At 39.0% G+C, this 12,346-nt stretch carries 9 protein-coding genes; 1 reads left to right on the top strand and 8 read right to left on the bottom strand.

Annotated features, from left to right (window positions below):
* Positions 1-26: 26 nt before the first annotated feature.
* Complete coding sequence (locus QNH17_RS22760; protein WP_283875306.1) at positions 27-860, bottom strand: cytochrome C assembly family protein; 834 nt, start codon at positions 858-860, stop codon at positions 27-29.
* Between the two features lie 12 nt (positions 861-872).
* Positions 873-2,216, bottom strand: coding sequence for a glutamyl-tRNA reductase (hemA, locus tag QNH17_RS22765; protein WP_283875307.1), 1,344 nt, complete (start codon positions 2,214-2,216; stop codon positions 873-875).
* Between the two features lie 278 nt (positions 2,217-2,494).
* Here hemA and QNH17_RS22770 point away from each other — a divergent pair, with 278 nt between their 5' ends.
* Positions 2,495-2,983: a LiaI-LiaF-like domain-containing protein gene (locus tag QNH17_RS22770; RefSeq protein WP_283875308.1), complete on the top strand. Its 489-nt coding sequence runs from the start codon at positions 2,495-2,497 to the stop codon at positions 2,981-2,983.
* A gap of 31 nt (positions 2,984-3,014) precedes the next feature.
* Here QNH17_RS22770 and yihA read toward each other — a convergent pair whose 3' ends face one another.
* From yihA to QNH17_RS22800, 6 genes are all read right to left on the bottom strand, one after another.
* Positions 3,015-3,596 (bottom strand): ribosome biogenesis GTP-binding protein YihA/YsxC, encoded by a 582-nt coding sequence (yihA, locus tag QNH17_RS22775; protein ID WP_283875309.1) that lies wholly within the window; start codon positions 3,594-3,596, stop codon positions 3,015-3,017.
* Positions 3,593-5,920, bottom strand: a complete 2,328-nt coding sequence (lon, locus tag QNH17_RS22780; RefSeq protein WP_283875310.1) for an endopeptidase La — start codon at positions 5,918-5,920, stop codon at positions 3,593-3,595. The genes yihA and lon overlap by 4 nt, the downstream gene beginning before the upstream one ends.
* A gap of 237 nt (positions 5,921-6,157) precedes the next feature.
* Entirely contained in the window at positions 6,158-7,825 is a 1,668-nt protein-coding gene (gene lonB, locus QNH17_RS22785) for an ATP-dependent protease LonB (protein WP_283875311.1), read from the bottom strand.
* Positions 7,826-8,151: 326 nt separating this feature from the next.
* Positions 8,152-9,411, bottom strand: coding sequence for an ATP-dependent protease ATP-binding subunit ClpX (clpX, locus tag QNH17_RS22790; RefSeq protein WP_283875312.1), 1,260 nt, complete (start codon positions 9,409-9,411; stop codon positions 8,152-8,154).
* A 378-nt stretch (positions 9,412-9,789) separates the two neighbouring features.
* Positions 9,790-11,067: a trigger factor gene (tig, locus tag QNH17_RS22795; RefSeq protein WP_283875313.1), complete on the bottom strand. Its 1,278-nt coding sequence runs from the start codon at positions 11,065-11,067 to the stop codon at positions 9,790-9,792.
* 168 nt (positions 11,068-11,235) lie between these two features.
* On the bottom strand, positions 11,236-12,261 hold the full coding sequence (locus tag QNH17_RS22800; protein WP_283875314.1) for a tetratricopeptide repeat protein: 1,026 nt from the start codon (positions 12,259-12,261) through the stop codon (positions 11,236-11,238).
* Between the last annotated feature and the right edge of the window lie 85 nt (positions 12,262-12,346).

Genomic DNA, 12,346 nt, shown 5'->3' on the forward strand with positions numbered 1-12,346 from the left:
AATGTGCCTCCTGAGGTGGTTATGCACTACGCATACCATAAATGAAAAGATGATAATCTACCAAATAGGAAAAAGTTAATTAAGACAATTAAAAATGCCGCTGTATTCCAAATGGCCAATTTTCTGCCAGATAAATTTTTCATAATATGCAAATATAAAAGGATACTATAGGCTATTAATAACAGAAATGATCCAACGATTTTCATATCATACCATGGCATCCCAGGAACCTTAAGAAAGGCCCACTGCAGTCCTAAAATCAAACTCAGCAGCAGCATTGGCACACCGATCACAGCCAATATGTAGGATGATTTTTCGAGTTTATCTAAGTCGGCAATTCTTATGAGTCTAGTTCCCCATTTTTTCCTTTTTAATAAATCATATTGAAGCAAATATAATGATGAGAAAACAAAGGATAGGGAAAATGCACCATATGATAGAATAGCCATCGTTATATGAATCAACAACAGTTCGGAAACCAGCTGCTTCGCCATGATATGCGAACTATATTGCATTGGGGCAAATGTATGAATGGCCATTACCGTAAAGCCAAGGATATTCGTGAAAAAAACGATAAAATCAACCCGTAATAAATGATTGATCACAATGGATAATGTAACCAATATCCAAGCATAAAAATAAAGTCCCTCAAAAATCGTTAATACCGGAAATCTGCCTGTTTTATACATATAGATTCCGAGAAAGACGGTTTGCAAAACCCATACAAACGCAAGTAACCAGAAAGCAATACGGTTTGCCTTCCGGTTATGGTGTAGAAAATCGAAAAAATATAACAACACACTAAAGGCGTAGAGAACAACGGTTAATTCGTGAAGCCTTGTCATAAAGACATTAAACATAGAATGTACCCCTTATGACTGAAAGGAAGCCCGCGGTGTTGTAACCGGTATTTGATTGGTTTCGGCTGCTTTCGAATGTTGTTCTTGGACAAGCTCTTCAATATTAAAAATTTTCATGAATAATTCCATTGCCTGATTTGCGTCAGGGCGCGCAGCCAATTCTTTTGCTTGTAAAATCGGATCCTTTAAGAGCTGGTTGATGATACTCTTTGTATGCTTATTTAAAACTTTTAAGTCACGTTCTGATAAATTTGGTAATTTCCTTTCCAAACTTACCATCGTTTCAGATTGAATCGCATGGGCTTTTTCCCTTAATGCTGAGATGACTGGTACCACTCCAAGCGTTCCAAGCCATTGCTTGAAATCCACGATTTCTTTTTCAATCATGAGCATGATTCTTTCAGCTGCTTTCTTGCGCTCTTGCAAGTTGGCCTCAACAATACCTTCTAAATCGTCGATATCGTATAAAAAGACATTTTCAAGTTCACCGATTCTTGGATCTAAGTCACGTGGTACAGCAATATCAACCATAAATAATGGCTTCCCTTTGCGTTTTTTCTCAACGCCAACCATCATTTCTTTTGAAATAACAAAGTCCTTCGAACCAGTTGAACTGATAAGGATATCAGCTTCCACCATTGCTTTCTCTAATTCAGCCAATGTTCTCGCTTTACCGCTGAATCGATTCGCCAAATCGATCGCCTTTTCATACGTTCGGTTAATTACCGTAACTTGTTTCACGCCATTTCCGTGAAGGTTTTGAGCCGCTAATTCTCCCATCTTTCCTGCTCCGAAAATTAACACATGTTTGTTAGCAAGTGAGCCAAAAATTTTCTTGGCCAATTCGACGGCTGCATAGCTGACAGAAACGGCATTGGCACCAATATCTGTTTCTGAATGAGCACGTTTGGCAAGGGTAATCGCTTGTTTAAACAAGTGGTTAAATACCGTACCAGTTGTTGCTTCCTGCTGTGCTAACATGAAGCTCGTACGAACCTGTCCAAGGATTTGTGTTTCTCCTAAAACCATGGAATTGAGTCCGCAAGTCACGTTAAATAAATGATCAATCGCCCCATCATCTTCATACACAAATAAGAACGGAGAAAATTCTTTTTGTTCTAGTCCGAACCATTCTGACAGAAATTCTTTAATATAATAGCGGCCTGTATGTAATTGATCTACAACCGCATATATTTCCGTACGATTACATGTAGACAAGATGATATTTTCTAGGATGCTTTTTTTTGTATTCAGCTTTTTAATGGCATCGGAAAGGTCGGCTTCATTAAATGACAACCGCTCGCGAATTTCAACAGGGGCAGTTTTATAGTTTATACCGATCACTAATGTATGCATTTGTATGGACACCCCCAATAGATATTACAACTTAACTAGTATGATTATATCATGAGCAATTTCGACTTTTGCTCCTAAAATGTGAACAGAAAACGAAACTATATGGTAATATATTAAAGTAAAGTCGCCGATTAACAATCCCAATAGGGACAGTTTATCAAAGTTTCCTTTAGACTTTCTTAATCATGATAAATGTTTTTTTAAAATACTTCCTTATGTACAGTACCAAAAAAATGGACAAGATTCAAGAGAACCTTACTGGAAGTGTGGTGTTTTTAATGAAGAATCAACGAGTTTTTCCTGGGATCATTCTTATCGGCTTTGGTGCTTACTTTTTGTTGCAGCAATCCGGCATAACTATCTTTCAACAATTTTTCACATGGCCGACACTGCTGATTATTGTCGGAATTGCTTTTTTAGGTCAGGGGTATTCTGCACACGAGTACGAGGCAATTCTTCCTGGGGTCATAATGGCTGGCTTTGGACTCCATTTTCATTTGGTCGGGAAGATGTCCTTTTGGCCAAGTAACACGATTGGAATGCTAATATTAATTATTTCTGTAGGTTTTTTCCTGCGCTTTCAAAAGACCAATTCCGGTTTATTTCAAGCATTCCTTTTTCTTATTTTAGCTGTTCTCCTCTTATTTTATGATAAAATTACAGCATATTTTGACTTACTCCAAAACGGAATGAGTTTAGTGTGGAAGTTTTGGCCCGCCCTGCTTATCGTTGTTGGTATTTATTTTTTACTGAAGAGAAAAAAATGACGCCTGGCGCAATTGCCAGGCGTTTCTTTTTTTACATATAGCTCTGAAGTGCCGACCATGCTTCCTCTTTCCCAAGTCCAGTTTCTGAAGAGAAAAGAATCATTTGGTCATTTTTATCAAGGTCTAATGTCTCTCGAACAACTTTTAAATGCTTTTGCCATTTCCCTTTTGGGATCTTATCAGCTTTTGTTGCGATGATAATACACGGGATCTCATAATGCTTTAAAAAATCATACATCATCACATCATCTTTTGATGGTGGATGTCTAAGGTCAACAATTTGTACCGCTGCTCTTAGTTGCTCGCGTGATGTAAAATAGGTTTCGATCATTTTTCCCCACGCTGCCCGCTCTGATTTAGAGACTTTCGCATACCCATAACCTGGAACATCCACAAAATGAAGCATTTCATTTATTAAGTAGAAATTTAACGTTTGTGTTTTTCCCGGTTTGGAAGAGATTCTCGCCAAACCTTTTCGATTGAGCATTTTATTAATAAAAGATGATTTACCAACATTGGAACGGCCGGCAAGCGCAAATTCAGGTAAATCTGTTTCTGGATATTGTTCTGGCTTTACGGCACTGATGACTATTTCTGAACTGACTACCTTCATTGTACTTCACCTTCCAAAAGGGCATGCCTCAAGACTTCATCCACATGGGAAACAAGGACAAAATCTAGTTCATTCCTTACGCTTTCTGGGATATCATCAATATCCTTTTCATTATCTTTTGGAAGAATAATCTTCGTTAAGCCAGCGCGATGGGCACTAAGCGTCTTTTCTTTCAAACCGCCAATCGGAAGGACTCTTCCTCTTAATGTAATCTCTCCCGTCATCCCAACTTCGCGGCGAATTGGCCGGCCCGACAATGCGGATACCAGTGCTGTTGCCATGGTGATTCCTGCCGATGGTCCATCCTTTGGAACGGCACCTTCTGGCACATGAATATGGATATCATATTTTTCATGGAAATTTTCTTCAACACCTAGTTCTTCCGCTTTAGAACGGATATAACTAAACGCTGCTTGCGCAGATTCCTTCATGACATCGCCAAGCTTTCCAGTTAATACAAGTTTCCCTTTACCTGGAGCTAAAGATACTTCGATCTGGAGTGTGTCTCCACCCACAGTTGTATAGGCTAACCCAGTTGCTACTCCGACCTGATCTTCGCTTTCTGCCATTCCATAATGGAATCTTGTTTTTCCTAAAAACTCTTCGATATTCTTTTCGGTAATGATGACGCGTTTCTTTTCACCGGAAACAATAATTTTTGCGGTCTTCCGGCAAAGAGTTGCCATCTGACGTTCTAAACTTCGAACGCCAGCTTCCCGTGTGTAGTAACGAACGACTTTTAGAATCGCATCATCGCGGACCTGAAGAATTCCTTTAGAAAGACCATTTTCTTTCATTTGTTTTGGAAGCAAATGATCTCTACAAATATGAACCTTTTCAAGCTCAGTGTACCCAGCAATTGTGATTATTTCCATTCTGTCTAATAACGGTCCTGGAATGGTTGATAGGTTGTTGGCCGTTGCGATAAACATGACCTTAGAGAGATCATAGGTTTCTTCTATATAATGGTCGCTAAAATTACTATTTTGTTCTGGGTCTAGAACTTCCAGCATGGCACTCGAAGGGTCCCCGCGGAAATCACTGGACATTTTATCAATTTCATCGAGTAAAAAGACAGGGTTAATGGTTCCTGCTTTTTTCATTCCCTGGATGATTCGTCCTGGCATCGCACCCACATAGGTCCTGCGATGGCCGCGAATTTCGGATTCATCACGCACTCCGCCAAGTGAAACACGAACAAAATGACGATTGAGCGACGTCGCAATCGAACGAGCCAGACTTGTTTTACCAACCCCTGGAGGTCCTGCTAGACAAAGAATCGGTCCTTTTAACGAGTTGGTCAGCTTTTGAACCGCCAAATATTCGAGGACACGTTCCTTCACCTTTTCAAGACCATAATGGTCCTGATTTAAGATTTTTTCTGAACGGTTAATGTCAATGTCATCTTCCGTTTTATTCGACCAAGGGAGACTAATAAGCCAATCAAGGTAGTTTCGAATCACAGCACTTTCTGCTGAACTGGTTGGTACCTTTTCATACCGGTCTAATTCCTTTTGTGCCGCTTTTAACACATGTTCAGGCATGCCTGCTTGCTCAATTTTTTTCGTAAGCTCGGCAATTTCACCGGTTTTGCCTTCTTTATCGCCTAATTCCTTTTGTATCGCTTTCATTTGCTCTCGTAAATAATACTCTTTTTGTGTCCGTTCCATTGAACGCTTAACACGCTGACCAATCTTTTTCTCTAAATTTAAAACTTCTTTTTCGTTATGGATGATATCAATTACTTTGTTCACTCTTTCTTTGATATCCGTTGTTTCCAGGATTTCCTGCTTTTCCTTCAACTTGATCGGTAAATGGGAGGAAATGATATCTGCCATTCTGCCAGGCTCTTCAATATCTGCAACAGATGCATAGGTCTCTGCAGAAATCTTTTTCGATAATTTTATGTATTGTTCGAAATAGTCAAGCATGGTTCTCATTAGGGCTTGATCTTCGACATCCTTCGTATCTGGGTCATCATAGGTAACGATTGTAACCGCATAGTAGTCTTCTTCATCATGAAATGAAGTGATTTCCCCGCGATTTAATCCTTCTACCAAGACTCTTATCGTGCCGTTTGGCAGTTTAAGCATTTGTTTTACTTTTGTTAATGTTCCTATCGTGTATAAGTCCTCTTCAGAAGGGTCATCAATTGAAACCTCCTTTTGAGTGGTTAAGAAAATTAAATGGTCATCTACCATTGCTTTTTCAAGTGCTTGTACTGATCTTTCACGTCCAACATCTAAATGCAGGACCATGGTCGGATAGACGAGCAATCCTCGAAGCGGCAGGAGGGGGACGATCAATTCGTTCTTTTTCGTCAAATTACTGCACCTCCACATGCAAACAATTTTTCAATTCAAAATCAGAATGGTCTTTGTACAATTCTATCCTATTTATTTTTAAGTGTCTATTTTTAGAGAAAGAGGGTTGATTCTCTTTTCAGCATACGTTTATTTTCCCCAATCATTCCGATTTCTTTCTATAAAGATGGTAGAAAACTTTTGATAAAATAGGCAAAAAACTTCGGCTTGCAGATGGACCACAAACCGAAGTTTTAATTAGATACTCTCTTTTTTAGATAGCTCAATCGATGCAGGGATTGCATCCATTTTTTGATAATCATTTACTAGCGCAATCTCGAATACTTCATGTAGGTGGGAAACGGGAACAATTTTTATTCCATCAATCTCATTTAAAATGGTTTGCATGTTTTCCTCTGGAATAATCACTGTTTTTGCGCCTGCTTTTTTCGCAGCTTTTACCTTTGGATACACCCCGCCAATCGGTTTAACATTTCCATGGATACTTATTTCTCCTGTCATGGCAACCGTGTTGTCGATTGGAATTTTATAGATGGCAGAGTAAATGCCTGTCGCCATCGCAATTCCTGCCGATGGGCCATCGATTGGAACACCGCCCGGGAAATTCACATGGATATCAAAGTCGTTAGCTGGAACACCCATTGATCGTAAAACCGTAATTACATTTTCAATGGAACCGCGCGCCATGCTCTTTCGGCGAATCGATTTGCCTTGTCCGCCAATACTTTCTTCATCCACAATACCTGTGATATTGATTGTCCCTTTATCTTTTGCAGGGATGACGGTCACTTCAATTTCCAGAAGCGCACCTGAATTTGGCCCATAAACTGCCAAGCCATTAACAAGACCCACATGGGATAAATCATTAATCTTACGTTCCATTCTCGGTGACATTTGACTCGCATGGATGACCCACTCTATATCTTCATCCTTGATATAATCGCGTTCTTCCGTTATCGCAAGTCCTGCCGCAATTTGAATTAAATTCACTGTTTCGCGCCCATTTCTTGCATAGTTTGATAACGTATTGACGCCTGTTTCGTTGATTTGCAGGTTCACTTTTTGGGCAGCCTTATTCGCAATTTCCACGATTTCTTCCTGTGTTAAATCCCGAAAGAAAACCTCCATACAACGGGACCGAATCGCAGGGGGAATTTCACTTGGTGTCCTTGTGGTAGCCCCTATTAATCGGAAGTCGGCTGGAAGGCCATTTTTAAAAATATCATGGATATGGGTTGGGATTTGGTTATTTTCCTCATGATAATACGCACTTTCAAGGAAAACCTTCCGATCCTCTAATACCTTTAAAAGCTTATTCATCTGAATCGGATGCAATTCTCCGATTTCATCAATAAAAAGGACCCCGCCATGAGCATTGGTCACCGCCCCTTGCTTCGGCTGCGGAATTCCTGCTTGTCCCATTGCCCCTGCCCCTTGATAAATAGGATCATGTACAGAACCGATTAACGGATCGGCAATACCTCTTTCATCAAATCGTGCGGTCGTTGCATCTAGTTCGATAAAAACAGATTCAGGTTTAAAGGGTGATTTGCGATTTTTTTTCGCTTCTTCTAAAACCAGGCGTGCAGCTGCTGTTTTTCCAATTCCAGGCGGTCCATAAATGATCACATGCTGGGGATTTGGTCCACATAGTGCTGCTTTTAATGATTTGATTCCATCTTCTTGGCCGACAATATCTTGAAAGCTTGAAGGCCGTACTTTTTCAGCTAATGGTTCTGAAAGTGAAATAGATCTCATTTTGCGAAGTTGTTCCATTTCTTTCCGGGATTCCCGATCAATGGATACTTTTTGTGTACGCTGATTCCTAAGCAAATTCCAAAAATACAGCCCAATAATGATTCCGAAGAATAGCTGTATAAATAAGGCAATCCCCGTCCAACTCATACATTTCCCTCCTGCACTTCAACTTTTTACTAAATATATATTAATAAGTATTTCCTGCAGTTGGGTGGAATAAACCACTAATCCTAAGAAACTGTTTAGGAAATGGGGGGAATGGGATTCGCTGATTGAACGGGGATATTCGCTGATTGAATGCCAAAATTCGCTGATTGGACTATGGAATTCGCTGATTGATCGCAAAAATCCGCTGATTGGCATGATTTTCCCGGGAAAAATCCTCTAAAAATCAATGATAACCCAAAAGCAAAACTGAAAAATTATCCGATTTTACTAAAAAGACCCGGCTATAAGCCGGGTCTTGAATAATCTTATGCAGATTTTTCTTCAGCAACGACGGTTCCATCTTCTAATAATAGTTTTGGAACACCATTGTTAATGACTGTTTCTTTGGTAATGACACACTTGGTAATGTCATCACGAGAAGGAAGGTCGAACATAACATCCAACATAATTCCTTCAATGATGGAACGTAAACCACGCGCACCAGTTTTGCGTTCAATTGCCTTTTTGGCAATTTCAGTCAAAGCACCCTCTTCAAATTGAAGCTCAACATCGTCAATTTCAAGCATTTTTTGATATTGTTTAACAAGCGCATTTTTCGGCTTCGTTAAAATTTCAATTAATGCTGCTTCATCTAACTGCTCTAGGCTCGCAATTACTGGAAGACGTCCAATAAATTCGGGAATTAATCCAAAGCGGAGTAAGTCTTCTGGTAATACTTTAGAAAGCAGTTCTTTCTGAGCAACATCCTGCTGCTTAATATCTGATCCAAAGCCAATTACTTTTTGACCTAAACGGCGCTTAATAATTGGTTCAATACCATCAAATGCTCCACCGCAAATAAAGAGGATATTGGTTGTATCGATTTGAATAAATTCTTGATGCGGGTGTTTTCTTCCACCTTGTGGCGGAACACTTGCAACCGTACCTTCAAGAATTTTTAATAAAGCTTGTTGAACGCCTTCACCAGAAACATCCCTTGTAATCGAAGGATTTTCTGATTTACGGGCAATTTTATCAATCTCATCAATATAAATAATCCCTTTCTCAGCCTTTTCTACATCGTAATCAGCAGATTGGATTAATTTTAATAAAATGTTCTCAACATCTTCCCCAACATACCCAGCTTCCGTTAGTGAAGTCGCATCGGCAATTGCAAATGGTACATTCAAAATACGTGCCAATGTTTGGGCTAGTAATGTTTTACCGCTTCCTGTTGGTCCAATCATACAGATGTTACTTTTTGCAAGTTCAACATCATCAATTTTACTATTGGAATTGATGCGTTTGTAGTGATTGTATACTGCCACAGAAAGGGATTTTTTCGCTTGATCTTGACCGATAACATATTCATCAAGAATTTCACAAATTTCCTTCGGCTTCGGTACATCTTTAAATTCTACTTCTTCTTCTGTTCCAAGTTCTTCCTCAACGATTTCGGTGCAAAGTTCAATACATTCGTCACATATGTAAACTCCAGGCCCGGCAACCAATTTACGAACTTGGTCCTGTGTTTTACCACAGAAGGAACACTTTAATTGACCTTTTTCATCATTAAATTTAAACAAATCCTTTCACCCCTTAAATCATGTTAGTATCTTATGCGAAGCAGCGAATTACACAAACAAAAGTCAAGTCTCTCTCTAATTATTGAATAGTATGTATGTTGCATTGTAACACAGAATGCCAATGGACTGGAAATAAAAAGCTTAAGGTAAATAGGCTTCCCTTTGTTTGTGTAGTTCATTTTAAATCTCTTATGTATTCTTTAATCTTAACCATTCTGATAAAAATAAATCTTAATGCTGTCTGGAAATTATTTTATATTTATTTCGCTATGTCTTAGATATTTTCCTGCCCATTGTTAAATCTTATTATAATATGTATTTTAAAAAAAGTATAAAACAAGGCACGATTTAAATCGTGCCTTGCAATAAACAGGTTAATTACTTCTTGTTTTCAACAAGAAAGTCTACTGCTTTTTTAAGTTTAAGGTCTGATTGGATGCCTTCAAGTCCGCCTAAAGCTTGTTTAATGCTATCAACAGTCATGTTGTACATGCCAGCCATGTTTTCAAGTTCAGCATTGACATCTTCGTCAGTTACTTCTAGGTTTTCAGCCTTAGCAATCGCTTCTAGTGTTAAGTTTACACGTACGCGGGTAACAGCTTCTTCCTTCATTTGCTCACGTAAAGCATTTTCGTCTTGACCTGAGAATTGGAAGTATAGTTCAAGGTTCATACCTTGCATTTGTAAGCGTTGTTCGAATTCTTGAAGCATACGGTTAACTTCGTTAGTAACCATAACTTCTGGAATTTCAACTTCTGCATTTGCAGCAGCTTTTTCAACAACAGTATCACGTAAATGATGCTCAGCTTCGTGCTTCTTGCTGTTTTCTAAACGAGTTTTGATTTTCTCTTTAAGAGCGTCTAATGTTTCAACTTCATCATCCACATCTTTAGCAAACTCGTCATCTAATTCAGGAAGTTCTTTTCCTTTAATTTCATGAACAGTTACTTTGAAAACTGCAGGCTTACCAGCAAGTTCTGCAGCGTGGTACTCTTCAGGGAATGTTACTTCCACGTCTTTAGATTCACCAGCAGCTAGTCCTACTAATTGCTCTTCAAAACCTGGGATGAATGAACCAGATCCGATTTCAAGTGAATGGTTTTCAGCTTTTCCGCCTTCGAAAGCAACGCCATCAACGAATCCTTCGAAATCAAGAACAACTGTATCGCCGTTTTCTACTGTGCCTTCTTCTTTTACAACAAGCTCAGCTTGGCGCTCTTGAAGAGTTTTTAATTCGTTAGCAACATCTTCGTCAGTTACGTTTGTATCAAGTGCTTCTACTTCTAAACCTTTGTATTCGCCTAATGTTACTTCAGGCTTAACTTGAACAGTAGCTTTGAAGATAAGTTCTTTGCCTTTTTCCATTTGCTCGATGTCGATGTCTGGACGGTCGATTGGCTCGATTCCAGTTTCGTCAATTGCGCTTCCATATGCTTCTGGAAGAAGAATATCTAATGCATCTTGATAAAGAGACTCTACACCAAAACGCTTTTCGAACATTTGACGTGGCATTTTTCCTTTACGGAAACCTGGAACGTTAACTTGCTTTACAACCTTTTGGAATGCCGCGTTTAAACCTTCGTTTACTTTGTCCGCACTTACTTCAACAGTAAGAACGCCGCGGTTTCCTTCTAACTTTTCCCATTTTGCTGACATACATTTTCCCTCCAACAATCTATTCTCATATCATTCGTAACGAATTTGAGTAGTTTGGAAATCACTTTCTATCAAAGCCAATTTCCTTTTTTTAAATGTAAAATATAGTTTTTTACACAATGCAACCACTACATTATAACATAGGATTGATTTCTTTCAACAGCGAGCCTATATATTAGGATAAGAAATTTTCTCAATTACCTCAATTTTTGCGATTGCTTCTTCAATTTCACTCACAGATACACCGTATTCGCTGGAAAGAAGATCCATTCTTGTATCCATCCCCATATAATCTTGTGCCAAGTGGTGGAAAGCTGCAGCCCATGCATGAGTACTCTCTGGCTCTAGTTCAAACGGATAGGTTATAAAAAAATTACGTTCAACCATTCCACTCGTGTTTTCAAAAAGACCAGGGTTTTCGCTTTCCAGATGAGATTCGACAAGCGCTTTTACCTCTCGCATTCTTGGTTCTTCTCTAACCTCGGGAAGTTGTGCTGGAATAACTTTCTTTTTCATGCCAAATTTCCTGATAATAAGTTCTCTATCAATTTCTTGCTCTTTTAAAAGAGTTAAGAGAATGGTTTTTAAAAATGGATGACCGGCTTCCGCTTCTAAATAATCTGTAATTTCATGGAGGTAGGGGCGAATATTTTTCTCTGCTAGACTTGAAATGAGGAGCAGTTGTTCGTTTAGATTATCATTTGCAAATAGGTTTAAGTTTTGGACCGCTTTTTCCTCTGGTTCGATTTCCTCAAGATCTAGTTGACGATTATCTGCCATCCTTCGGCTGAATTGAAGGATCGTTAGGAAATGATCATGTTTTTCCGGCGGAATCTCTTTTTCTTCTAAGAGTGCTTCGACGGTTGACACGATTTCATGATATTCATGGAGTTGGATCAATACTGTCAAATAAAGGTCGACCATTTGGAGGTAGTCACCAATCCCCTTATGGAGCATTTCCTTGGCGAGTTCTTTCGCTTTTTGAAAGGAAGAAGCTTCAAAATAAGCAAGAACCAGCCCAATCAAGACTTCATCATTGTCAGGGTCATATTCTCTTGCTTCCTCCAATAGATTTATCGCTTCGTTAAATTTTTTCTTCTCAAGGCTTTCGAGACCCTTGTTGGTTAATCTTTTTTCAAGTCCGGGAAAAAAGACTATATTATCAATTCGTTTCACAGGTTCCCTTTTTTTCATAAAAAAACCGTCCTTAGGATTGTCATGGGAATTAGTTTAGCATAAATTAAGGGCAAAAAAAAATAATGATGCGGCTAAGTAGTGT

It is taken from the genome of Neobacillus sp. SuZ13, assembly GCF_030123365.1.
Taxonomy (GTDB): Bacteria; Bacillota; Bacilli; order Bacillales; family Cytobacillaceae; genus Neobacillus.

Excerpts from the sequence above, each read along its gene's own strand:
- QNH17_RS22760 (WP_283875306.1), bottom strand. The coding sequence starts at position 860 with ATGTTTAATGTCTTTATGACAAGGCTTCACGAATTAACCGTTGTTCTC.
- hemA (WP_283875307.1), bottom strand. The coding sequence starts at position 2,216 with ATGCATACATTAGTGATCGGTATAAACTATAAAACTGCCCCTGTTGAA.
- QNH17_RS22770 (WP_283875308.1), top strand. The coding sequence starts at position 2,495 with ATGAAGAATCAACGAGTTTTTCCTGGGATCATTCTTATCGGCTTTGGT.
- yihA (WP_283875309.1), bottom strand. The coding sequence starts at position 3,596 with ATGAAGGTAGTCAGTTCAGAAATAGTCATCAGTGCCGTAAAGCCAGAA.
- lonB (WP_283875311.1), bottom strand. The coding sequence starts at position 7,825 with ATGAGTTGGACGGGGATTGCCTTATTTATACAGCTATTCTTCGGAATC.
- tig (WP_283875313.1), bottom strand. The coding sequence starts at position 11,067 with ATGTCAGCAAAATGGGAAAAGTTAGAAGGAAACCGCGGCGTTCTTACT.
- QNH17_RS22800 (WP_283875314.1), bottom strand. The coding sequence starts at position 12,261 with ATGAAAAAAAGGGAACCTGTGAAACGAATTGATAATATAGTCTTTTTT.